At 34.4% G+C, this 23445-nt stretch carries 23 protein-coding genes; 15 read left to right on the plus strand and 8 right to left on the minus strand.

The window, feature by feature from the left end; translation table 11 throughout:
* Window positions 1-108 precede the first annotated feature (108 nt).
* Both LS64_RS07445 and pyrH read right to left on the minus strand, forming a co-directional pair.
* Window positions 109-456, minus strand: coding sequence for a hypothetical protein (locus LS64_RS07445; protein WP_034571740.1), 348 nt, complete (start codon window positions 454-456; stop codon window positions 109-111).
* A 28-nt stretch (window positions 457-484) separates the two neighbouring features.
* A complete protein-coding gene (pyrH, locus tag LS64_RS07450) occupies window positions 485-1213 on the minus strand; it encodes a UMP kinase (RefSeq protein WP_118949127.1) in 729 nt (242 codons plus the stop codon).
* Between the two features lie 103 nt (window positions 1214-1316).
* Between pyrH and rnc the strand changes: the two genes are divergently transcribed.
* The 5 genes from rnc (at window position 1317) to LS64_RS07475 (ending at window position 5750) form a co-directional block, all read left to right on the plus strand.
* Window positions 1317-1988 (plus strand): ribonuclease III, encoded by a 672-nt coding sequence (gene rnc, locus LS64_RS07455; protein WP_064773729.1) that lies wholly within the window; start codon window positions 1317-1319, stop codon window positions 1986-1988.
* Window positions 1985-2176, plus strand: coding sequence for a hypothetical protein (locus LS64_RS07460; protein ID WP_034572942.1), 192 nt, complete (start codon window positions 1985-1987; stop codon window positions 2174-2176). Before rnc ends, LS64_RS07460 begins: the two co-directional genes overlap by 4 nt.
* Before the next feature lie 763 nt (window positions 2177-2939).
* Window positions 2940-3587, plus strand: coding sequence for a PHP domain-containing protein (locus LS64_RS07465; protein WP_034572939.1), 648 nt, complete (start codon window positions 2940-2942; stop codon window positions 3585-3587).
* A gap of 116 nt (window positions 3588-3703) precedes the next feature.
* Window positions 3704-4126, plus strand: coding sequence for a hypothetical protein (locus tag LS64_RS07470; RefSeq protein ID WP_034572937.1), 423 nt, complete (start codon window positions 3704-3706; stop codon window positions 4124-4126).
* Window positions 4127-4604: 478 nt separating this feature from the next.
* Window positions 4605-5750 carry a methyl-accepting chemotaxis protein gene (locus LS64_RS07475; RefSeq protein WP_034572935.1) on the plus strand — a complete coding sequence of 382 codons (1146 nt, stop codon included), beginning with the start codon at window positions 4605-4607 and terminating at the stop codon, window positions 5748-5750.
* Here LS64_RS07475 and LS64_RS07480 read toward each other — a convergent pair.
* Window positions 5731-5964 carry a hypothetical protein gene (locus LS64_RS07480; RefSeq protein ID WP_034572932.1) on the minus strand — a complete coding sequence of 78 codons (234 nt, stop codon included), beginning with the start codon at window positions 5962-5964 and terminating at the stop codon, window positions 5731-5733. The two genes, LS64_RS07475 and LS64_RS07480, sit on opposite strands and share 20 nt — an antisense overlap.
* A gap of 205 nt (window positions 5965-6169) precedes the next feature.
* Between LS64_RS07480 and hemA the strand changes: the two genes are divergently transcribed.
* A complete protein-coding gene (gene hemA / locus LS64_RS07485) occupies window positions 6170-7939 on the plus strand; it encodes a glutamyl-tRNA reductase (RefSeq protein WP_052062598.1) in 1770 nt (589 codons plus the stop codon).
* A gap of 30 nt (window positions 7940-7969) precedes the next feature.
* Window positions 7970-8995, plus strand: coding sequence for an SDR family NAD(P)-dependent oxidoreductase (locus LS64_RS07490; RefSeq protein ID WP_052062597.1), 1026 nt, complete (start codon window positions 7970-7972; stop codon window positions 8993-8995).
* Window positions 8996-8998: 3 nt separating this feature from the next.
* Here the strand turns inward: LS64_RS07490 and LS64_RS07495 are convergent, their stop codons facing one another.
* Window positions 8999-10000, minus strand: coding sequence for an HlyD family secretion protein (locus LS64_RS07495; RefSeq protein WP_052062596.1), 1002 nt, complete (start codon window positions 9998-10000; stop codon window positions 8999-9001).
* Window positions 10001-10175: 175 nt separating this feature from the next.
* On the minus strand, window positions 10176-11627 hold the full coding sequence (locus LS64_RS07500; RefSeq protein ID WP_034572929.1) for an LLM class flavin-dependent oxidoreductase: 1452 nt from the start codon (window positions 11625-11627) through the stop codon (window positions 10176-10178).
* A gap of 234 nt (window positions 11628-11861) precedes the next feature.
* Between LS64_RS07500 and LS64_RS07505 the strand changes: the two genes are divergently transcribed.
* The 4 genes from LS64_RS07505 (at window position 11862) to LS64_RS07520 (ending at window position 15869) form a co-directional block, all read left to right on the plus strand.
* Window positions 11862-12146 carry a hypothetical protein gene (locus LS64_RS07505; RefSeq protein ID WP_034572927.1) on the plus strand — a complete coding sequence of 95 codons (285 nt, stop codon included), beginning with the start codon at window positions 11862-11864 and terminating at the stop codon, window positions 12144-12146.
* The gene (gene priA / locus LS64_RS07510) at window positions 12139-14748 is read left to right on the plus strand and encodes a replication restart helicase PriA (RefSeq protein ID WP_237416226.1); all 2610 of its coding nucleotides are present in this window, start codon (window positions 12139-12141) and stop codon (window positions 14746-14748) included. The genes LS64_RS07505 and priA overlap by 8 nt, the downstream gene beginning before the upstream one ends.
* A gap of 79 nt (window positions 14749-14827) precedes the next feature.
* On the plus strand, window positions 14828-15169 hold the full coding sequence (locus tag LS64_RS07515) for a hypothetical protein (RefSeq protein ID WP_034573831.1): 342 nt from the start codon (window positions 14828-14830) through the stop codon (window positions 15167-15169).
* On the plus strand, window positions 15150-15869 hold the full coding sequence (locus LS64_RS07520) for a leucine-rich repeat domain-containing protein (RefSeq protein ID WP_052062715.1): 720 nt from the start codon (window positions 15150-15152) through the stop codon (window positions 15867-15869). Before LS64_RS07515 ends, LS64_RS07520 begins: the two co-directional genes overlap by 20 nt.
* A 130-nt stretch (window positions 15870-15999) precedes the next feature.
* Here LS64_RS07520 and LS64_RS13640 read toward each other — a convergent pair whose 3' ends face one another.
* Window positions 16000-17145 carry a methyl-accepting chemotaxis protein gene (locus LS64_RS13640; protein WP_034573829.1) on the minus strand — a complete coding sequence of 382 codons (1146 nt, stop codon included), beginning with the start codon at window positions 17143-17145 and terminating at the stop codon, window positions 16000-16002.
* 324 nt (window positions 17146-17469) lie between these two features.
* Here LS64_RS13640 and LS64_RS13255 point away from each other — a divergent pair, with 324 nt between their 5' ends.
* Window positions 17470-17925 carry a hypothetical protein gene (locus LS64_RS13255; RefSeq protein ID WP_237416225.1) on the plus strand — a complete coding sequence of 152 codons (456 nt, stop codon included), beginning with the start codon at window positions 17470-17472 and terminating at the stop codon, window positions 17923-17925.
* A gap of 19 nt (window positions 17926-17944) precedes the next feature.
* Window positions 17945-18328: a DUF268 domain-containing protein gene (locus LS64_RS13260; RefSeq protein ID WP_238699478.1), complete on the plus strand. Its 384-nt coding sequence runs from the start codon at window positions 17945-17947 to the stop codon at window positions 18326-18328.
* A gap of 3 nt (window positions 18329-18331) precedes the next feature.
* Here the strand turns inward: LS64_RS13260 and LS64_RS07535 are convergent, their stop codons facing one another.
* Complete coding sequence (locus LS64_RS07535) at window positions 18332-19471, minus strand: DUF2972 domain-containing protein (RefSeq protein WP_034572202.1); 1140 nt, start codon at window positions 19469-19471, stop codon at window positions 18332-18334.
* Window positions 19472-20019: 548 nt separating this feature from the next.
* On the opposite strand from LS64_RS07535, the gene LS64_RS07540 reads away from it, so the two are divergent.
* A complete protein-coding gene (locus LS64_RS07540) occupies window positions 20020-21330 on the plus strand; it encodes an S-adenosylmethionine:tRNA ribosyltransferase-isomerase (RefSeq protein ID WP_118949124.1) in 1311 nt (436 codons plus the stop codon).
* Window positions 21331-21359: 29 nt separating this feature from the next.
* Here the strand turns inward: LS64_RS07540 and LS64_RS07545 are convergent, their stop codons facing one another.
* Complete coding sequence (locus LS64_RS07545) at window positions 21360-22199, minus strand: 4-hydroxy-3-methylbut-2-enyl diphosphate reductase (protein WP_034572200.1); 840 nt, start codon at window positions 22197-22199, stop codon at window positions 21360-21362.
* 238 nt (window positions 22200-22437) lie between these two features.
* On the opposite strand from LS64_RS07545, the gene LS64_RS07550 reads away from it, so the two are divergent.
* Window positions 22438-23436, plus strand: coding sequence for a WYL domain-containing protein (locus LS64_RS07550; protein WP_034572197.1), 999 nt, complete (start codon window positions 22438-22440; stop codon window positions 23434-23436).
* Window positions 23437-23445 lie beyond the last annotated feature (9 nt).

Raw genomic sequence — 23445 nt, forward strand, 5'->3', positions numbered from 1 at the left:
GTAAAGATTCTAAACTCTCAGTAATACTAGCCTTTGTAATAATAAATTCTAAATTATCTATCTTTAGGGTAATAAATGAGTTCATGGGTTTTTCCTTTTACATTGTGGTTATGATTGCAATGTTAGGAAATCACTTGATTTTGGTTTATTATTTAAAATAAGTGGAAAACCTTTATCGGTTAATATCATACCTATATTTTCCGCCAAAATCACACCTTTATCATTTATTTTCAAAAGATTAGACACACAAGATTTAGGTATATTAGAAATACAAGTGCAAGGTGTAGGAATTCCCAACGTTGTATAGGAACAACCTAGTATTTTTGCGTTAATTAAATCAGATTCTACTATCACATTGCAATTATTTATTTTAAAAGCATTATGGTTATTTGTTTGTAAAATTACCTTGCCTTTATGGGGGCATTCTATAACATCAGATTCTAACAATGGATGCATAAAATTTCCTTTCAAATATTTTTATAACTCAGCTCACCACCGAAAAGTCGCCCTTTTTATGCACTAAAACATCTATTAGATTCCCTTTTTTAAACATATTACACACCAAAATGGGCAGTGAATTATCCTTAGCTAGTGCGATAGCGGTATCATCCATTACTTTTATATGGTCTTTTAACGCTTCATCATAGCTAATGTGCGACAATAACTTAGCATCGGCAAACTTATTTGGGTCTTTATCATACACGCCATTTACCTTCGTGGCTTTCAATATCAGCTCCGCCTCTATTTCTATCGCACGCAGTGTAGCCGCCGTATCCGTGCTAAAGTAAGGATTCCCCGTTCCAGCGCCAAATATCACTATTCGTCCCTTTTCAAAATGGCGAATAGCGCGGCGATATATGTAGCTCTCGCAGACTTCAGTAATGTCAATGCCGCTTTGCACCCGCACATCTAGCCCTAAAGATTCTAAGGCTTCCTGTATTGCCACCGCATTGATTACGGTCGCTAGCATTCCCATATAATCGGCACTCGTGCGTTTGATTAGCCCGCCTTGCGCCGCTGTGACACCGCGAATGATATTGCCACCGCCCACCACGATACCGATTTCAAGATTATGCGCGTAGAGATTCTTGATTTCAAGAGCGATAAATTTCAATATATCCAAATCAATGCCAAAGCCATTTTTCCCAGCCAACGCCTCACCGCTAAACTTGATTAGCACACGCCGTTTTTTACTCGTTTTATTTTCACTCATTTGCCAAATCCTTGTTAAGAATTTTTATCAATTAGAAAATTATATATGAATTTTATGTTTTTTGGATAGAATCATTATAAAATTTAAAACAAAAGGCTACATTTTGCAACTAATTAGACAACTTGAAAAGCGGCTAAACTACACATTTAAAAACCACGAATTGCTAGAGGAGGCTTTAACGCATAAAAGCTATCACAAGCCCTATAATAACGAGCGGCTCGAATTTTTAGGCGATGCGGTGCTAGATATTGTGGTGGGGGAATTTTTATTTTTAAAGTTTCGCAATAAAAAGGAGGGCGTGTTATCTAAAATGCGTGCTTCTTTAGTCAATGAGGAGAGCTTTTGCCGCCTTGCAAATGCTTTGAACTTGGGTGATTGTTTATATATGTCAGAGAGCGAAAATAATAATGGCGGACGAAGTAAGCCTAGTATTTTATCTAACGCATTTGAGGCGTTAATGGCAGTGATTTATTTAGAATCTGGACTCGATTGCGTAAAGAGCGTGTTTTATCCGCTTATGGAATCTAATTTTGATATTAATGAAACGCTTTTGAAAGATTATAAGTCAAGCTTGCAAGAGCTAACCCAAGAGATTTTTGGCGTAACGCCGACTTATTCATTAGTAAGTGAAAGCGGTCCAGACCATAATAAAACCTTTACAATGCAAGTCTTTATAAACGAGAAACCTTATGCTACCGCAAGTGGCAATAGCAAGAAAAACGCCCAACAAGAAGCCGCCAGAATCACGTTAGAAAAGCTAGAAAGTAAAAAATGACAAAAGAGCAACTCAAATCAACCATTACAAAGATTATCACTTCGCATAATCTGCCCTTTGATAAAACTACGCTAATTTCAGCTATAAATGAAAGCATTGATGAAATGCCAAAAATAGAATTTGATAAAACATTCAACAAAGATTCTAACGCCACTAAATCACGCAAAAGTTTTCGCAATAAATCTTAAAAATTTCCAAAGGAGTTTGTATAAAACATTTACTTATATGTATGGTAAGCCTTGTGGATTTAGTGTGTTAAATACAGCGGAGCTAAAGTGCGATAATAAGCAGGTTAAATATAATTGAAAGCGAGGTTGAGAGATTGCCAAAAAAGGACGGATATGACAACGTCTTTTATATAATACATAATGATGGCTCTTTTGTTAGCGTGTGGTTTGAGGGTGATATTTTGCATATAACGCTAAAAACATGATGATGGATTTGTCAAGGCGAAATACACCAATTTTAGGTTACTAAAAAATAAAAATAGTGTGCTTGTAGCGTAAAATGGGCCACCAAAGTATATGATGATAGAAGTAATGGCGAGGAAAATTCACATTATAGCAAGATTCTAAAGTCAACTTAGTGGCAAAGGAAGTGGAATAGATTCTATACTTTTATAGAATCTTAGAATCTAGATTCTATATTGCAAGGCACAAAACGAAAAATATTTTTCTAACCTTAAGTGTGGCTTCTTTGAGAATAGATAAAAGAAAAATATTTAAAAATTAGATTCTATATTTTTTCTAGAATCTTATTTTAGATTCTATATTTCGCTTCGCTCATAACCTAATCGCCCACCCACCGCCCTATTTGTGATAAACTACGCCGCACACCACCTTTTTTTTAAATACAATTATAGAATCTAATTTTCAAAAAAGATTCTAAAAAAAGGGACAAAGAATGTCTTATTTTTTCACTAAGATTCTATAAAAGTTTAAGGAGAATCTTGTGAACGCAAGAAAAAATGAAACAAAAAATATAGAATCTAACATAAAATTCACGCACTTGAATTTACATACTGAATATTCACAAGCTGGCATAATAAAGATAGAATCTTTGGCTAAACGCCTAAAAGAGCTAGGAATGACAAGCGTGGCGATTACTGATAATGGAAATATGTTTGGTGCGATTGAATTTTATAAGATTATGAAAAAGCATGGCATAAAGCCTATTATAGGGCTTCAAACGCATATTCAAACGCATATTCAAACGCATATTCAAACGCGCGTTAGCAATAAATATAGAAAACCCCCGCTTTTTTCTTTATTTGCCAAAAATAAAGTGGGATATAAGAATCTTATGTATTTAGCAACTAAAGGTTGTTTGCACGCAGTTTATGGAAAAGCCACAATTACTAAAGAGATTCTAAGAAAGCATTGTGAAGGGCTTATTTGCACTTCGGCGTCTTTAAAAGGCAAGATTGCTTGGCGTTTGAATCTAGATTCTAATAGCAAAAATGCCGCTTTAGAATCTGCTCTAACTTATAAAGATATTTTTGGCGAAGATTTTTATATTGAAATAATACGACTAGATAAGGAGCTACACGATGATTATTTAATTAGACTTAGCAAAGAAACGGGTATGTGCGTTATTTAAAAAAAGAAGATGCAGATACGCTACATTTGAAACTATTAAACCAAATTTTTTTTGTATAATAAATGTGTAATTTAAAATCTAGATTCCAAAAATTTATATTTTTATAGGATAAAATTATGAAAAAGATAGTTTTTAATTTTTTAACTAGTTGTAGTTTGGTTTTTGCATTTGATTTTAGCAGAATAGCTTGTGATAGCTTTGATGTAAAAATAAAACTTATGGAAGAGGATTTAATGCCAAGCGAGATAATCACTTTGTATAATGGCGGCAGTGTTAGTTTAAATGATGTCGATGGACAGCCAAAGTTTAATATCACAGATGATGGATTTCATGCGTCTGTAATTAGTGGTGAATTTCACTACAACAATATGAAAAAAGAGAGCGAAAAAAATGGTCTAATTACATGTAGTATGATGTCTAAAGCTCAATTTTGGAAAAAGGATGGAGCAGAGCAAACGCCTGTGATAAAAAAAATTTATTACACTATTTCACGTGATAAATACACAAGAGAAAGACTTATTGTTAAAGCTAAATATTAAATTTAGAATCTCAAGTTTTATTATAAAATTTTATTTCAAAACTTAACCCTTGCTAATGTAGGTAAATAATTATATATTTAAAATACTCATTTAAATTTTGGCTTTAAAACTTCCTTTAAAAAGGGTGGTGGGTGGGCGATAGGATAAAAAAATTAGAATCTTAGATTCTATCCACGTCTTAAAAAAGGGCTTTTGGCTTAAAATATAGAATCTAGATTCTATATCTTAATTTGAATCTTTAGCAAAAGTCGCAGTTGCAAACTTTTTTTTAATCTTAAAAAAGGGTGGTAGGGTGGGAATAGATTAAAAAGTTTGCAACTGCGACTTTTGCGTTTAGATTCTATATTTGCCTTGGAAATTGCCTAAACGCCCTGTTTTTAAAAAACTTAGAATCTAGATTCTATATTTTTAGAATCCCATCGCCCTATTTTAAGAAAAAAGTCCAAAGTTTCAAATTTCATAACTTTAAGGATAAAAAATGTTTCGTTCATTATATTTGCGAATGCGCGTTACGCACATTTTAGGAATTGTGATTTTGCTTTGCAATGCAGCCTTTTTTACGCAAGATTCTATCTCGCAAATCGTTCAGGTTGCCCTTGCGATTGCCCTTGTTTTCCATGATTTAGACGAGAAGTTTTGGGGCGTAAAACTTACGAATATCATAACTAAAGAGCTGCAAAATATGACCCTAAACTCCAAGCTAAAAGTCGATACATCTTTTAGCAAAGAAAATGCGCAGATTCTAAAACTTATCGATATTTTTAAGGAAAAAATAAAAAACATCGCCCTAGTTATCAAGCAAAAAACGCATAGCAACCAAGAAAATATTAAGGGACTGCAAGACATTTCTAACTTTTTGCAAACCTGCTCAAGCGATATGAGTAAGGTTGTGACTAGCACGAATAAGCAAACGCTACTAATAGAATCTTTGCTAAATGACTTTATTACGCAGGTGCAAAATGCTGAATCTAGCGGGCAGAGCATGATTTTAAATGTGCGTGAAATAAATACACTTTTGCAAAATATTCAGGATTTAATCGCTAAGATTTCTAGTCAAAATGCCGAATTGACCGAGTGTTTTAGCACTTTGGAAAATAACACCGCCCAAATTATTAGCATTGTGGATGCGGTGCGAAAAATTGCGGAGCAAACAAATCTACTTGCCTTAAATGCGGCGATTGAAGCAGCTAGGGCTGGAGAGCATGGACGTGGCTTTGCAGTTGTGGCTGATGAGATTAAAAAACTTGCCGAAAGCACGCAAAGCTCGCTATCTCAAATCAATAATAATGTCAAAACGATGACGCAAAGTGTGGAATCTAGCCGCGATGTATTGAATCTAAGTAGCGAAAATATCACGGATTTGCTAGAGAAAAATAAGAGTGCGAGTGAAAGCGTAGAGAGCTTTGAAGTGGCGTTTGATATGAGTATGAAAAGCATTCAAAATATCGCACAAAATTCGCAAAAAGTTAGGGAAAATCTAAGTATAATCGTGCAAGATATTCAAAAAATCGTAATTTTTTCGAATAATAATTTAAGCCATAGCAAGGATATTTCTAACATTTCACTTGATATAAAACAAGATTTTAACAAGCTTGAAAATGAAATCAGCGTTTTGACAAATTAGATTCTATAGAATCTAACTCCTTAAGGGGTGGCTGGGCGGGAATAGATAAAGAAGATTCTAAAGATTCTGTCCTAACAAAAGGGCGGATGGCAAACGATAAGTTAGAATCTAAAAATGCTATTTTTGATAATGCAGATTCTAAAGATTCCCTTTCATTCACCCACCACCCTATTAAAAAAATAGATTCTATAGAATCTGTTTCAAAATGTTTCATTTGGTAATGTTGCGTTATTTTATTGTGTAATAAATTCACATTTTTTAGAATTTAATTCTATATTTTTTTATAAAAAATGATGAGTGTTTTTAAGTGATTTTGCCATGAATCTTATATATAAAAATATTTAAGTTAAAAGTTTAGAATCTAAGATTTGATTTTTGATAAAATTACGATTTAGATTCTATAAATTTTGGGTAAAAATATGTATATTATAGTTAGTTTTTCGCATCAAAATACGAGTGTGGAAGTGCGTGAGAAGCTGCACTTTAGCGATGAAGAGTGTATAAAAATCTTGCCACTTTTGCGACAAATAAATGGTATAAAAGAAGTAATGCTGCTTTCTACTTGCAATCGTTGCGAGATTTATGCCTTTGTAGATTCTAATATTTGTAATAATTTTAGTGAAAAGTTACAGAATCTAGATTCTAAAAATCTTATGAAAACTAAGGTAGATATTTCGCTACCGCTCAATATGACAAATAAAAATACAGAATCTACAACTAAAGATTCTAAAAAGTTAGAAAATATAGAATCTAATTTGCAAGATTCTAGATTCTATAAAAATATAGATTCTATAGAATCTAAAAATTCTAATATTTGTAATAATTTTAATGAAAAGTTACAGAATCTAGATTCTAAAAGTATGCAAAATTCGCACTCGCACCCTTTGCATAAATCTATTCCCACCCAACCTCCCACTTTTAAGATTAATGCAAAGGGTGCAAGTGCGAATTTTGAAAACACGCAAAAAATTACAGAATATCTAACTAAAGATTCTAAAAAGTTAGAAAATATAGAATCTAATCACAAAAACCACCAGCCTTTTTTAAATAAAAATATAGAATCTACCCCCAAAGATTCTATAAAAAAAATTACAGATTCCATAATAAAAGCCATTAGCGATTACAAAAAAATCGATATAAAAGAGCTAGAAAATCCGCAGATTCTAAGCGGGGAAGAGGCTATAAAGCACGTATTTTGCGTGGCTAGCGCGCTTGTATCGCTCGTTGTCGGGGAGAGCCAAATTAGCGGGCAACTCAAAGACGCTTTTAAGCTAAGTAGCGAGAATAATTTTAGTTCAAAGTGGCTAAATCGCCTTATTACTTACGCGTTTCGCTGCGCTGCGGCGGTGCGTAGTCAAACTGATATTTCCAAAAATCCTGTTTCGATTGCTTCGATTATGGCGACTTTGGCTCTTGAATTTATAGAATCTAAAGCCCTAAAAAGCCCTAAAATCCTTATAATCGGCGTTGGTGAAATGGGAAAATTGAGCCTAAAACATCTTGCAAAACATAACCTTAATCTAAGCTTAACCAACCGCACGCAGCAAAACGCAAACGCCCTGCTGGACGCTACAAAAATAGACGCAAAAATCATTCCTTTTAGTGATTTAGCCACCGCGATAAATGAGCATCAAATAGTGATAACAGCGGTTAGCGGCGGCGTGATAATCACCGAAAATATGCTAAAACTGCGTAAAAATGATAGAATCTTTTTTGATTTATCAATCCCTAGAAATATCTCATTTGGCAGCCACTCATTTGGCTCTACGGCGATAAAAAGCCGCGATAAAAGGCTCAAAAATATCCTAAAAAATATCGAGGTTGTGTGCGTGGATGACCTTAAAAAACGTGCCGCCAAGCACATAGAATCTCGCCGCGAAAACCTGGAATCTGCCCTTAAAATCGTGGATAAATTTGTGCGTGATTTTGCGATTTATCTTAACAATTTGGAGCTTGACCCGCTTATCAAAAAAATGCGTCACAAGGCAAAAATGGCAAGTTTAAAAGAGATAAATCGCGCGATAAAAAAGGGCTTTTTGCCTGAGGCTTTGCGTGAAAATATCACGCGTTTGGCGCATAGCATTTTTAATGAATTTTTACACACGCCAACGATGAATTTACGCGCGATGAGCGAAGAGGCTGGGGCGGATAGCGCCTTAGAATCTATTGCGAAATTTTTTGGGGAATAGCTTATTAGTTTGAGTTTTTAAGGAGATTTTATGAAAAATGTGGCGATTATTTCTGGGGCTAGTTCTGGGCTAGGGAGTGAATTTGTGGTCGCGGTTTTGGAGAAATATGCTATTTTTGGGTCAGGAAATTTAGAATATTCTAAGGGAAAAATTATAGAACCTACTTTTGAAAACTTGCAAGATTCTATAAAAATTAATGAAATTTGGCTAATTGCAAGACGTGAAAAGTCAAAATATCACTTGGATTTAAATGCCTTAGAATCTAAATATAGCGGTGTTAAATTTGTTTATTTTTCGCTTGATTTAGGGCAAGATTCTAGCTTTATTACTTTGCAAAATGCACTTAATAATGGGAAGCCAAATGTTAGAATCTTAATAAATAACGCTGGTTTTGAACGCGATGGCGCGTTTATAAATATGCAAAATAGCGACATTATCACGCTTTTAGATTTGAATATTAAGGGTGCGACTTTGCTTAGTAAAATTGTGCTGCCTTTTATGTTAGAAAATTTAGAAGTTTTTAAGGAAAAAGTTATAGAATCTAATTTGCAAAATCCACAAGATTCTATAGAATCTAAGTTACAAAATTCGCAAGTTTTAGACAAAAAAATTACAGAATCTACTTCGCAAGATTCTATAAAAAATTCTAAAAATCCTAATATTTTAGATAAGGAAATTACTGCCTTTATTGTGATGGTAGGCTCAGTTTCTGGCTTTGCTCCCATTCCAAATCAAGCCGTGTATGCCGCTAGCAAGGGCTATATTGAGTATTTTAGCAAGGCTTTGGCGTTTGAGTTAAAAGATTCTAATGTAAATGTGCTGCTTTTCTGCCCCGGAAATATGGATACTGAGATGAATAGCCGCGCTGATACGATAAGTCGTGGTGGGAAATTCTCAAAACTGCCCTTTTTAAATATCAAAAAAGAAACGCGCATTATCTTGCAAAAAGCAGAGCGTGGCGAAAAAATCTACACCGCCCTACCATTCTACAAATTTTATAGGTTTTTAAGCAAAATAATTCCAAATAACATAATTATGAAATTTAACAAATACTAGATTCTATTCTCCATAGACCAAAACGCTCATGCCAACGCGAAGTCCATCCACTTTTTCTACCGGACGCGCTTCTACCTCAAAGGTTTTCATATCATAGTTTTGCGTGCTTGCAGTGGCTTTCCATGTCGCAAAATCGCCCATCACAGCGATATGTGTGACCTTAAAATTTATCGTTTTATCAAGCGCTGGAATGTAGCCGCTAAAGACAGAATCTTTATTAAAACGCGACAAATGGTTCTCATCAATGCCGATTCTTAGCCACGAATCCGCCAAATCCACAAGCATAACCACCGGAAATCCGCTAGGAGCAAGCTCGCCGCTATGCACCAAAATGTTGCTAACCTCGCCGCTAGCGGGCGCTAACGCCTCAATGTCTGCCATATACGCCTCGACTTCTTGCAACTGCCCTAGTGCGGCGCGCTCCTTCTCCAAAGCCGCCCGTTTGGTCTCATCACGCGTCCCGCTAAGTGCCAACTTATACTGCTGATACGCGGTGCTTTCGTTATATTTCGCACTCTCATACGCGGCGTGGCTCTCATCTCGCCGCTGCAGGCTCACCACGCCATCTTTATAAAGCTGCTCTATGCGGCTGTAAGTCTTTTGGGCGAGTTTTGCCTGTGCGGCGGCGGCTTGCCAGACATCTTTGGCGGATTCTATGGTCTCATCGCGGCTGCCGTGCGTGGCTTCGGCGTTCAGGGCTTTTGCGGCTTCATAGCCTGCTTGGGCTTGGGCGTATTTGGCATCTAGCTCAGGACTTGCGATGGTGAAAATCACATCGCCTTTTTTCACCACATCGCCTTTATGCACTAGAATCTTATCGACACGACCGGCGAGTTTGGAGCTTACGCTATACTCGCGCGCGGCGATTTGCCCTTGAAACATCTGCTTTTTAGGGAGATACGCACGATAAAATGTAACGACAAGCCAAGTGATAATAAGAACCGCAAGGATGCCGATAAACACGAGTGAAAGCCGCTTTTTTTTATCTTGTGGTATCTGTAGCATAGGTTTCCTTTGGTTAGTAATTTTGTAATTTTACAGAAAGTTTTTGTGTTTTGTAGAATCTGGGTTGTGTAATTTTTGGGTATTTTGTAACTATCTCAAAATCTTAGTAAAACTTAGATTCTATGAATTATTTAGCTTAATTACTTACATAAGAATAAAATTTATGAAACAGACATTATATAAAATACTCCTCATCGCTAATGTGGCGGCGACCTGTGTTAGCATAGTCATTTATGGTGCTTTTTGGTCCGCCGACACGATATTTCGCCCCTGTGTGCGAGTATGGAAGCCTATCGCCTTTGCCAAAAAGCTTATTACGCAAGCTACCCTCATTATACTCACGGCGATACACATCACGCTCCTGCAGGGTCGGCACGATAAACTCCACTATATCCAAAAAAGTGCCAGGCGTTGTAGCATACGCCAAGTTAAAGCCATCCGCATCGCTATACTCAATAAACTCCTCTAAAATATCCGCTACCTTTTCCTTACCGCCCACGATTTTAGGTCCTAGCGAGCCTATCCTTTCGCTATGGATTAAGTCTTGCAGTGTCCATATTTTGCCAGATTCTGTAGTAGATTCACGCAGGGCATCAACTAGTGCAATTATCGCATTTGACTTAATATTATTTAGTGGCTCATCGAGTTTATATCGGCTCAAATCCACGCCAAGCCAGCCAGAATACTTCACCAAAATGCCCTCCGTGCTGCCATATTTCGCCAAATCATTGAATTTCGCCTCCGCTAGCTTATCATTAGAATCTGTAATAATAGTCGCGCCAAGATAGATTTTCGCACTATGTGGGTCGCGTCCAGCCTTTATTAGCTCATCTCGAATCTGGCTTACGACAAGGCGTGCGTGCTCCTTACTAGGCGCAGTAACAAAAATCGCCTCCGCATGACGCCCAGCAAATCGCCGCCCACGCGAAGATGCCCCCGCCTGAAATAGCACCGGCGTTCGCTGAATGCTAGGCTCACAAATGTGAATGCCCGGCACATCATAATACTTGCCATGATGCCCTATGTGATGGACTTTGTGCGGGTTGATATACTCGCCACTCTCCTTATCCGCAATGACGGCATCATCCTCCCAGCTACCCTCCAAAAGCTTATAAATCACCTCCATATACTCATCTGCCATATCATATCGCTCATCATGCGGCAACTCGCTTGCGCCCATATTGCGATTAGCGGCGGGTAGGTAGCCTGTGACGATATTCCACCCTACCCTACCCTTTGTAAGATGGTCTAGCGTGCTAAGGCGACGTGCAAATGGATAAGGATGTTCAAATGCCGTAGCAGCCGTGATTCCAAAGCCTACATTTTGCGTTACACTTGCCATTACGGCGGCTAGCTGGACTGGGTCATTTACAGGCACTTGCAGGGCGGTCCTTAGCGCGCCAAAGTCATTGCCTTTATAGACATCATACACGCCTAGCACGTCAGCGATAAAAACGGCGTCAAATAGCCCTTTTTCCGCTATCTTAGCGATATTTTGCCAGTATTCTATATCTTTATATCGCACGGCTTCATCGTTTGGATAACGCCAAAGCCCCGGGCTTAAATGTGAAATACAATTCATATCAAATGCGTTAAAATTTATTTGTTTTTTATTTTTCTTAGCCATTTTTTATCCTTTTTATAGAATCTTTATTGAACTTATTATAACAGGTTATATACAAATTATCAATATTTTTTAGTAAAAAATATGTAAATAAATAATGTAAAAAATTTTGTAGTTAGGAAATGTGGAAGTTTTGGTGGAAAGTATTAAATATTTAGATTCTATAAATTTAAACTTACATGCTAAAATATTGTCTTTTTAGAATCTAGATTCTATAAATTTTTTAATGGTTATAAAATGGATAATATTAATAATGAAAAGTTAGCAAATATAGAAATTACTGAAAGTGATAATGTGCCTGAAATCCTGCATATTAGAATCACTGATAGAGCTGGTGAGCGTTCATTCAAAATCAATTTATCGCATTTAGATTCCAAGACTAGACTAAGAATTATAGAATCTTTTGAAAATACAAGTTATAGTATTGAGAATATTTTGGAGAAATTTATTCTAAATCTTAGAGACCAAGCAAGTGCCGAGTTTGAAATAATAAAACTAATTGAGAAATTTAGAAATGGATAATGAAAATATAAAATCTAGCTTAGATTCTAAGACAAATGAAAAAAAAGAGTCAAGCGATAGCTTGACATTAAAAAAATCGTGCGAAGCACAACCTTGTGAGTCCCGCCTGTCGCGTGGTGCGCAAAAAGCGGAAACAACGCACGCAGAAGTGCGTGCGTCCGCTTTTTCGCAAGCGACAGAAAAGCGGGGCTCGCCCCCTTTTAGAAAAAGTGCGGCTACTTTTTTTGACACTAAAGAAATTTTTGGGGGGCGCGGGGTGGGGGATATGCACTTTTTTGCGCAAAGTGCAATTGAAAATCAAGAAAACGTTTTGTCGAAAAATAACGACTTTCAAAAATTAGATTCTAAAGAATCTAAAAACATAGATTCTAAAAAAAATAACATAGATGTTTCGCAAACGCTCAACATGACGCAAGATTCTAAAATTTATATCTTAGTGGATATAATCGGGGCGAAGCTTTTTTCCCTTACATATTTTGTAGAATCTAGCGAAAATATTAAGGTGAATGATATTGTAAATGTGACCTTGCAAAATAGAAAATGTTTAGGCATTGTAAGAGAGATTTTAGATTCTAAAAATTATAACTTTAAGGTATTAAAAGCTACAAAATCTGCATTTTTTCTAACGCCTTTGCAATTGAGTTTGCTAGATTTTATTGCCAAATATTATGTGGTGCATAAAGGCATTACCGCTTCTCTTTTTACCCTTGCAAGCAATTCGCCTCGCACGCAATCTTTGCGGGAGCTTGATTTTTCTTTGTGCGACAGCCAAAATAGGCTAGTCTCCGCAGAAAAATCTACGCAACCCGCAAATCTTACGCACGATGCTAGAATTGCAAACCATAAAACAGCTTGTGTAAAAATTAATAAAAGTATTGAATCTAATAATATTAATAATAAAAAATTAGAAAATATAGAATCTAATAATTTACAGAATCTAGATTCTAAATTAGATTCAATAAACGCCCAAGATTCTAGCCAAATGCCCACCCACCGCCCTACTATTGATATAGAATCTAATTTAAAAACCCTATCCAAAGAGCAAGAAGCAATATTCAACGAAGCGTTAAAAAAAAACTTATCCCTAATATTTGGCGCGACAGGCAGTGGAAAAACCGAAATTTATTTCCACTTAATGAATGAAACCTTAAAACAAAATAAAGAAGTCTTGCTTTTAATGCCAGAAATCTCGCTCACGCCACAAATGAAAAAACGTTTAGAATCTGCTTTTCCAAACATTAATGAGATTTGGCATAGCAAAAAAAGTGCGAAAAAAAAGAGTGAAATTTTAGAGAATCTGCAAAATAAAAAAATAAAAATCATTGCTGGAGCGCGCTCCGCCCTATTCTTACCTTATCAAAATTTAGGGCTAATAATTGTCGATGAAGAGCATGATAGCTCCTATAAATCAAACTCAAATCCAAAATATAACGCGCGAGATTTGGCGATGTATCTTAGCACAAAGGGCGTAAAAGTAGTTCTAGGAAGTGCAACTCCTAGCGTAAAAAGTTATTATTTAGCTAACTTAAATCATTATTTACTGAATCTAGATTCTAAATTTTATAACTCAGCTCAAGAAATAATTTATGAAAAAGCCAAAACATTAGAATCTAGCCAAGTTATAATAAATGAAATTATTTCGACATTAAATTCTAAAAAACAGAGCATTATTTTTGTCCCAACTCGTGCTAATTTTAAGATTTTGCTTTGTCGTAATTGCGGCAGTAAATTCACCTGCCCAAATTGCAGCATTTCACTTAGCGTGCATAATAAGACAAATAGCCTAGTTTGCCACTATTGCAACTTTTCTCGCAGCATTCCTAGTGCGTGTGAAGCGTGTGGGAGCGATGATTTAAGTGGTATGCGTTTTGGGACTGAAGAGATTAAAAAGCAGTTAGAAAATATATTACTTTTTTATGATTTAGCTCCAAATATCGCAATTTTTGATAGAGACAATGTTAGCACGGAAAAGAAGTTAGAAGCAATTTTAAGCGATTTTAATTCTCAAAAAATTGACATTTTGATAGGCACGCAGATGATTGCAAAGGGGCATGATTATCACAATGTCGCACTGAGCGTGATTTTGGGCGTAGATTTTATGCTAAATATGCCTGATTTTGCGGCTATTGAGAATACTTTTAGCCTGATTTTTCAAGTTATAGGGCGAAGTGGGCGAAAGGAGAGTGGTAAAAGCATTATTCAAAGTAGTGAAAGCTCGTTTATAAACTCGATGATTAGGGACTTTCGGCTTGTTTTGGAGTATGAAATTAAGGTGCGTTTTCCGCTTTATCCGCCATTTTCGCGTTTGGCTTTAATTACTTTTAGCCACAAAATCGAAAATACAGCGAAAAATTTAAGTTATGAATTTGCTAATATTTTAGGGTATGTTATTAGGGAAAATGAAACAATAGAATCTAAAGTCGAGATTGTTGGCATATCCCAAGCAAGTATCCCAAAGATAAAAAACAAATTTTACTACCAAATCTTACTAAGAAGCAAGGAAAAATTTGCACTGCAAAAATTGCTACAAAAAGCCTTAAAAATCGCCCCAAAACACATTTTAGATTCCATAGACATAGACATCGACCCGCTTAATATTTAAAACTTAGAATCTAGATTCTATAAATTTATGATAGAATAAAAATTGCGATTTTAAAAACAATAAAAGCTAAGGAAATAAAATGGATAGTAATGCAAATTTGGAAATATGGGCTAAAGAGCAAGGGGTGGATATTAGCGAAGATGATTTATGGCTACGGAATGTGAAAAGTCTGCCTAGCGAGTTTGCCACTTTGCCTTTAAAAGAGCTTTATATTACTATAAAAGAAACAGAGACAACGCAATATAAGGAAATTTTGCAAACTATCTTGCAAATTAAAACCTTAGAATCTTTAACCATTGAGTGTGAATCTCATGCAGCACAAATCGCCCCTGCGTATAAAAAAGCCATTTTAGCAACTGATTTTAGCACTCTAAAAAATCTTAAAGGACTAAGGCTAATAAATGGGGGGGATTTTAGGTGAGATTCCAAGTAGCATTTTTGATATAAAGACTTTGGAGTCTCTAGATTTGTATGGTATTGATATGAAAAAGATTCCAAAAGAGATTGCCAAACTGCGTAATTTAAAGGTTTTAAATATTACATATCATCAGTTAAGCAGTCTGCCAGATGAGATTTGTGAGCTAGAAAAGCTAGAAGAGATTTTCATAACGGATGGAGCGTATGATTATTTGATTACATTGCCACAAAATATAGGAAATTTAAAAAAACTTAAAAAATTAAAGATTGGTAAAGTAAAAGCCCTGCCAGCTAGCATAGGAGATTTAGAGAATCTAGAGATTTTGGATTGTTTTTTAGAACCACACTCTGTGCCAAAAGAGATTGCAAATTTGCATAATTTGCAGTATTTGTGTATTAGATTTGATAAAGCATGCGAATTTCCCATTGAGTGCATTTGCAATATGACTAAACTAGAGACGCTAGATATATGTGGCGGCACTTTTAAAGCCCTGCCTGCTTGTATAAAAAATTTAGTGAATCTGTGGCGTATAAATTTGGAGGACACTGGAGTAGAAAAGATTCCAAGTGAGATTTCGCATTTAAAACTTTTGGAAGAATTGGTAGTGACAGGTAATAAATTGACTAGCACGCCTGAAGGTATCAGGGAATTAAAAAAATTAGTAAAAATGGATTTGAGTTATAATAATTTTGAGTTGGAATAATTTTGAGTAATGCGACCAGAGCAAAGCCTGTGATATATATAAAAATATGGGTAATATAGATTCTATAAAGAATCTTATAACTTAAAAACCATTTTGAAAGGATGTTTATAGAATCTAGATTCTATAGAATCTACTTTTCCAGCACCAAAATGCTCTTTTCTAGCTCGTTGAAATCTTTTTGAATGTCGCTTGAAATGTTTGAAATATGTTGCGAATTATTGAGGTTATTTTGGGCAAAAGTTACGATTTGCTTAATATCCGCGATAATGCTATCTAGGTCGCTTTTTGTAGCGTTTGCGTTTGCTACGATATGCTCGATATTTGTCGAGCTTTGTTGGAAAATAGTTTCAAAATCTAGAATTTTTGTCGTGGTATTTTGATTTTTAGTTACTAAATTTGCAATATTTTCCTTATTATAATTTAACGATACATTGCTCTCACTAACCTCTTGAATAATGCTTTTAACATTAGAATCTATTTCTACAAGCGAGTTTTGCGTCCGTTCGGCGAGTTTGCGAACCTCATCAGCCACAACCGCAAAGCCACGTCCGTGCTCTCCAGCCCTAGCTGCCTCAATAGCCGCATTTAACGCCAAAAGATTTGTCTGGTCGGCGATGTCGCCTACGCTTTTAGCGATATTTGCAATCGAATTTGTGCTATTTTGAAGCGAACTAAAATGGCTTACAAGCTCCTCGCTATGACGCGCCGTATCCTCAAAAGAGTCTTGCACGTCGCTTAAAAGCTGCTTAATTTCTTGCATAATCTTTAGCATTTCTTGCTGATGGCTGCCTGTTTGATTGACATCATTTATAAAGTCGCTCATGGCAGAATCAATGTGCTGTGCGCGGGTGTTGGCGGTATTCACGATGTCGCGCATATCGCTAGATTCAGTGTAAAGCGAGTGCGAAATGTTTTCAAGCGTTTTGATATTGTCTTGGTTTGCATGCGTTTTTTTGTCGATGGTTTGCACGATTGTGCTTATTTTTTCCTTAAATTGCGAGATTAAATTTAGTATTTGCCCACTCTCCAAACTAAAGGACGTATCGGCTTTTAGCTTAGAATTTAGCGTCATTTTTTCTAGCTCATTAGCAATTACTTTATTCATATCAGCGCCCCATTTTTTCTCATCTAAATCATGCAAAATAAGGGCGAAAATGAGAAAATACTGCACGCACTCACCGATTATATTGTCGGTAAAAAAGTAGGCATTGATAGCGAGGCTAAGCATCCCGATAATGTGGATAACACGCAATCGAAAGTGAAGTGAACGTAACATTTTTTATTCCTTACAAAAATTTCTAATTTGTGATTATATTGATAAAAAAGAAATATTTAGCAAATGTTAAGGTCACATTTAGATTTTTGTGCTTTATTAAAATAAAATAATGAGTAGTATCGGACGTATTTAGCAAAAACGTTTAAAACACAAAAAAGATTCTATATAATATCACTTATTTTTTAGGAGAACAAAATGAATATAGGCTATGTATTCTACAAAGTGGGCAAGGAGATTGCTCGACCATTCAAAAAGATATACAATAAATTGTATAAAAAAATAGGGATATTTTTTGGTTTTATTGAGAAACCTAAAAAGACAAGAATGACTGATTTTGAGGTAGAAAATGATAGGGCGTTATTTAATTCGCTTAATAAAGACAAAGATTTTATCATTAGCAAAGAGTTTGACTACATTTGCAAAACTGAAAAATATACAAATAATGCTGGTAGTATAGATGATGAGATAGGATATTTTGTGCAAGATATTTGGGGGGCTAGAAAAGTATATAAGGAGCGAATGAGACGATTTTTTGATAGTTTAGAATCTGGCCCTAAGGATTCTATAGAATCTAGTTTGCGACAATCAAGTCAAAAATTAAAAAGCTTTATCCATTATGATGTAGGCTCTCGTGTGGATGGCTTTATTGCTCACTTGCTTACTTTTAATCAAAATGTTTGTTTAATAGACATTCGACCTATGTCAAGTATGGAATCTAATTTTCTAACTAACGGGGGGGGGGGGGGTAAACTATATCCAAGCAGATGCTACAAACCTTGAAAATATAGCAGATTGTAGTATAGAATCTTTATCAGCGTTATGCAGTGTGGAGCATTTTGGGCTTGGGCGATATGGCGATAAAATTGAGCCAGATGCGTGGGAGAAGGCTTTAAAGGCGTTTCAGCGGGTGTTAAAACCCGGTGGGCGTCTTTATTTTAGTGTGCCTGTAGGACAAGCAAATAAAGTGTGTTTTAATGCACATCGCGTTTTTAAGCCAGAAAAAATCATTAATGCACTTGATAAAATGGATGTTGTAGAAATGAGTTATATTTATAAACTTGACACTATTATGTGTTATGAGCGTGTAAATGGCGAATTAATCGTGCATAAAGAAAATCTAGATTCTATCCCAGACCTTGTGAATAATGGACACACAGGACTTTTTGAGTTTGTAAAAAAGTAGATTCTAAAATAATTTTTCAAATTGCTGATAAAATTTCCAAGATTCTACAATATCTGGGCGATGCTTTTTTATATGCTCTAATTCTTTATCTAGCAAGGATTTAAAGTCGTTTGCTAGGGCTTTATTAGCCTTAAAATAGGCGATTATATCGCTCTCTTTTACTTGAGAATCTAGTATCTTTTTATCTATTTTTATTAATTCGCTCAAAAATTCTTGCATATAGAATCTAACATCAATTAATGCAATTTCATTATTTTTTAACATACATAAATCATAACTATTCATCCCAAAACCTACTATTTTTAGAATCTCATAGTCTTTATCAAATAGTAAATCGCTAATTTCTATCATATTTTTTGGAATCTCATTTTTTAGATTAATATGTAGTGTTAAGATTGTGTTATTTAAAGGAATCTGCATGTTTAAAGGAATTGCGTATGCTAAATTACTCCATTTTTTCTCTTGCAAATATGCCTTATGCTTTTCTAATATAGAATCTTCTATATTTTTATTAAAAAACTTTGCATATTTCTTTAAAGATTCTATAACATTTTGTGGTAAAAACTCGCTCATATCCATATAAAAAACGTTGTTTTTACATATATTTGCAATACTTGAGTATGGATAATTCATACACTTAGCTATATCTACATAATATCTTGTAATATCTACACTAGGTAATCTAGCAAAATATGAAAGATTATCCCACGAATTACCCATAAAATTTTTTTCCAAACCATAATAACATCTTCTATCTAATACTACTTTTAGGTCATCGTGCAGAAAAAATGTATTGCTTTTAACATTAGGATGTAAAAATCCGTGATTTACCATTGTTTTAAGGCGAGAAATAGGGTCACGAACTAAGATAATAAAGGGCATTTCACGGGCTAAATATGGAAATTTATAATCATAAAAATGATGCATAACAAAGATTCTATCATACACATACATATCCTTTTTATTATTAGGATATGGTAGATACGATGGAATACTATTATATTTAGAATCAAAATAGCTTGTGTGAATCTTATCAATTTTAATATTTAAAATAAGCTCTAAAAAATCAATAATAGTCCCATGAGCACTCGCCCCAAAGGCAAAAAATACATAATTATAATTGTGCGGAATAGGTAAATTCAACGCATTACAAAAGCCAAAAGGCAGCTTTGCATAATCAATTTTTTTTGGGTCAAATATCGGTGGATAGGGATTATCTCCATATTCATTTTTAAACTCATTTGAGTTAAGCCAAGAAGTTATAGAATCTGTATCTTTTAGAATCTGTTTTATATATTTTTTAGAATCTTTACTAGATTCTATAAATGTTTCAATTAAAGATTTGTATTTAATATCAAAACTAGGTAAAATATTTTTGTTGTTTATAGGATAAAATATTTTTTTAGACTCTAAAGTATGTAGAATTTTTTTTATTTTATAGAATCTAAATGCTATTACCCCCCCCCCCGTAATACTTTGTCGCTAAATATTAAAATATTTTTTAATTTATGAATGTATTTAGAAATATTTTTTAATATTTTTTGTGGATTTTTTATAACATCTTGTAGTTGGTGTATTATTCGAACGCTTTCTCTTTTTAGTTTATAAACAATAGGTTTTTTCACTTTAAGCCTTATTTGTAGAATTTTTGATATTATAACATTTTATTAAGGCTTTTTTAAGGAGAGATTTTGCAAGATTCTATTAACATAGATTCTAAAGATTGCCTTTTAGAATCTTATGATTTTATTTTGCCTTCGCATTTAATAGCCTTTGAGCCGTGCAATCCTAAGGAAAATGCAAAATTGCTTGTGTATAAAAATGGTGAAATTATCCACACAACTTTTAAGCATTTTTTTGATTTTGTGCCACGCGATTACTTGATAGTGCTAAATGATACGCGTGTGATAAAGGCTAGGATTTTTGGGGAGAAAATACTGAATCTAGATTCTATAAAAAGTTATGAAAATACTAACTTTGAAAATTTTAAAGTTACTTGCGATTTAGAATCTAACGCGACTTTTCATAAAAAATCTCGCGAAATCTTTTATCATAAAGCCCTAGATTCTAATAATCATTTAGTGCAGATAAAAGGTCGAGTAAAAGAAAATGATATTTTTAAACTAGATTCTAATATTTTTATGTGCGTTGTGAAACTTCGCAATGACGGATTTAGGGAAGTTGTTTTTTTTAAAATTATAGAATCTAGCAAATTATATTCTATAAAAAATTCTAAAAATAATAACTTTATAGAATCTAGCACAATAAATTCTAAAATTCCTAACTTTTTAGAATCTAAATTCGGCGAAAATATACAGATTCTAAACCAAAGCGAGATTTTTAGTCTGCTTGAAAATAAAGGCAAAATCCCGCTACCACCCTACATTAAACGCGAAAGCACAAAAAGAGACTGCAAAGACTATCAAAGCCTTTTTGCTAAGGTAAATGGAAGCGTTGCTGCGCCTACTGCTAGCCTGCACTTTTCGCGTGAAATGTTAGGATTTTTAGAATCTAATTTTAATGTCGCTTATGTTACCTTGCATGTTGGCGCAGGCACTTTTAAGCCTGTGGAAACCGCAGATATTACCACGCATAAAATGCACGAAGAATATTGTGAAATCTCTCTAAAAAACGCAAAAAAGATTCTAAACACACAAAAGATTCTATGTGTAGGTAGCACGGCTATGCGAAGCGTAGAGTGGCTAAATGATAATATCTTAAAAAGTTCTAAAAATACTAACTTAGAAAATTTCAAAGTTAGCCCAGATTCTAAAGATTTTATAGAATCTAAACTAATCGGACAAAATAGCATTTTCCTACACCCACAAAATAAACCAAAAAAAGTAAATGCACTCTTAACAAATTTCCACTTACCAAAATCAAGCCTAATCATGCTAGTAAGCTCACTCATAGGACGAGAAAACACCCTAAAACTCTACCATGAAGCCATACTACACAACTACAAATTCTACTCTTATGGCGACTGCATGTTGATAATATAATTATAAGTTACAATCAACACTAAAAGATTCTATAAGTTTTTTATCTTATCCTCTACATTTTTTATAACCCAGTTTGGTGTGCTAGCCCCGGCGGTAATTCCGCAAATTTTTTTGCCTTTAAACCAGCTAGATTCTATATCATTCTCATTTTCGACTAAATAACTATCTGGGCAGTGATTTTTAGAAATAAAAAAAAGTTGTTTCGTGTTTGAGCTAGTTTTACCACCTACGATTATCATTATATCCGCCTTTTTGCTAAGCTCGCGTGTCGCCTCTTGGTTCTCAAAAGTCGCATTGCAAATCGTGTTAAACACGCGCACTTCAAGGCTATTGCTTACAAGATAGCTCACAATTTCAAGGAATTTTTCAATTTGCTTTGTCGTCTGGCTTACAATCGCAATCTTTTTTGGCACTTTTTCAAGCGATTTTATGCTATCCAAATCGCCCACGACAATGGGCGGCGTGACAGAATAGCTCATCACGCTTCGCACTTCAGGGTGTTTAGAATCACCAAAAATGACAATGCGATAGCCTTCATTACTCATCTGCTCGACAATTTTTTGCGGCTTTGTGACGAAAGGACAAGTCGCGTCAGTGATGGCAATATCACGCGTTTTTAGCTCATCTAAATTCTGCTTAGTAATGCCATGCGTTCTTATTATCACGCTTTTTGAATCACCCAAATTATTAATATCCTCTTGCACTTTAACGCCAAAGTCGCTCTCCAAGCGATTAATCTCAAGTGGATTATGTATCAAAGGTCCCAGTGTCAAGGTGTTTTTGTTTTTTTTTGCTATTTTTTCAGTGATTTTTATCGCGCGCTTTACGCCAAAGCAAAAGCCATATTTTTCCGCCCGAATTACTTGCATTTTTTGTCCTTAAAATTTTTAATTTACAAGATTCTATACAAAATTTTTTAGAATCTAGGTTGATTTTTGGTAAGTTTTTATTAAATTTAGCTTAAATTCAGCTTCCTTTAAGGTTAGATTCTATACAATCTTAGGATACAAATGTCATTATTAAGTACCTGTGAAAACAAAAAGTTACAATATACAGAATCTAGATACTAAAAATAAACTCTAAACATAAAAACTAGGAATAAATTAAATGTACAAAGCCATCTTAGTTAATAGCAAGGCGAGACGTCACGCAGACATAATAACAAATCTAGATTTAGCCAAAAAAGCAAATAGTGGCTTAAGTATCAAATCTTTAAGTAAAATCTTAGATGTAAGTAGTAAAACAATTTCACGTGATTTGCATGAGTGCCTAAATGAATTTGTGGAGCGTAAAGGTAACACTTGGTATTTAAAAGATAGCATGGATTCTAAAAATGATGAAGAGCTTATTATTAGAATCTTGGATGAAATGGCAAAGGGAGTTGGTGATGAATTTCATAACAAAGTGCAACAATTTTTTAGGCAATTTCAAGCACAAATAAATAGTCCAATTTATGCACATCTAAATAGTGAAAAGTTAAGCAATGATGATATTAAAATATTCAAAATTTTAGAATCTGCAATTAACAAAAAAATAAAAATTAGCTTTTCTTATACAAAAGTTTCTAATGATGGAGTAGATTTTGTGTTAGATTCCCAAAAAAGAAAGTCTAAAAGTGTGAAAAAGTTTTGCGTAAAACCTTTAAAACTCGCATTTTTTGATGGCTTTTGGTATCTTTTGGCTTTTGATATAGAATCTAAAAAAGATTCTAATATAACGCGTGAAGTTTTTAAAAAATTTTATATAAAAGATATTAATAATATTGCTTTACTTAATGAAACATTTGAGCTATCAAATAAATTACAAAAACAGCTAAAAAACGCACATAATGTTTGGTTTCAATTACAAGAGCCTATTAATGTTAATCTTTTAATCGATAAAATCATAGTAAAATATTTTTTAAGAAAACCATTACCTACGCAGATTATAAAAAGTCGATATACAAATGGTGATTTAGAAATCCAAATAAAAATCACACATGAAATGGAAATAACCCCAATAATTTTCTACTATCTACCACATATAAAAGTTTTAAGCCCAAGTCATTTACAAAAATATGTAAAAGACAAGATAACAAAATATTTGGAATACTTAAATAATATGTAATGTTCAATT

It is taken from the genome of Helicobacter saguini, assembly GCF_000762875.2.
Classification (GTDB): Bacteria; Campylobacterota; Campylobacteria; order Campylobacterales; family Helicobacteraceae; genus Helicobacter_A; species Helicobacter_A saguini.

Coding starts and splice junctions, on each gene's coding strand:
- LS64_RS07445 (WP_034571740.1), bottom strand. CDS start 456: ATGCATCCATTGTTAGAATCTGATGTTATAGAATGCCCCCATAAAGGC.
- pyrH (WP_118949127.1), bottom strand. CDS start 1,213: ATGAGTGAAAATAAAACGAGTAAAAAACGGCGTGTGCTAATCAAGTTT.
- LS64_RS07460 (WP_034572942.1), top strand. CDS start 1,985: ATGACAAAAGAGCAACTCAAATCAACCATTACAAAGATTATCACTTCG.
- LS64_RS07470 (WP_034572937.1), top strand. CDS start 3,704: ATGAAAAAGATAGTTTTTAATTTTTTAACTAGTTGTAGTTTGGTTTTT.
- LS64_RS07475 (WP_034572935.1), top strand. CDS start 4,605: ATGTTTCGTTCATTATATTTGCGAATGCGCGTTACGCACATTTTAGGA.
- LS64_RS07480 (WP_034572932.1), bottom strand. CDS start 5,964: ATGAAACATTTTGAAACAGATTCTATAGAATCTATTTTTTTAATAGGG.
- hemA (WP_052062598.1), top strand. CDS start 6,170: ATGTATATTATAGTTAGTTTTTCGCATCAAAATACGAGTGTGGAAGTG.
- LS64_RS07490 (WP_052062597.1), top strand. CDS start 7,970: ATGAAAAATGTGGCGATTATTTCTGGGGCTAGTTCTGGGCTAGGGAGT.
- LS64_RS07495 (WP_052062596.1), bottom strand. CDS start 10,000: ATGCTACAGATACCACAAGATAAAAAAAAGCGGCTTTCACTCGTGTTT.
- LS64_RS07500 (WP_034572929.1), bottom strand. CDS start 11,627: ATGGCTAAGAAAAATAAAAAACAAATAAATTTTAACGCATTTGATATG.
- LS64_RS07505 (WP_034572927.1), top strand. CDS start 11,862: ATGGATAATATTAATAATGAAAAGTTAGCAAATATAGAAATTACTGAA.
- priA (WP_237416226.1), top strand. CDS start 12,139: ATGGATAATGAAAATATAAAATCTAGCTTAGATTCTAAGACAAATGAA.
- LS64_RS07515 (WP_034573831.1), top strand. CDS start 14,828: ATGGATAGTAATGCAAATTTGGAAATATGGGCTAAAGAGCAAGGGGTG.
- LS64_RS07520 (WP_052062715.1), top strand. CDS start 15,150: ATGGGGGGGATTTTAGGTGAGATTCCAAGTAGCATTTTTGATATAAAG.
- LS64_RS13640 (WP_034573829.1), bottom strand. CDS start 17,145: ATGTTACGTTCACTTCACTTTCGATTGCGTGTTATCCACATTATCGGG.
- LS64_RS13255 (WP_237416225.1), top strand. CDS start 17,470: ATGACTGATTTTGAGGTAGAAAATGATAGGGCGTTATTTAATTCGCTT.
- LS64_RS07545 (WP_034572200.1), bottom strand. CDS start 22,199: ATGCAAGTAATTCGGGCGGAAAAATATGGCTTTTGCTTTGGCGTAAAG.
- LS64_RS07550 (WP_034572197.1), top strand. CDS start 22,438: ATGTACAAAGCCATCTTAGTTAATAGCAAGGCGAGACGTCACGCAGAC.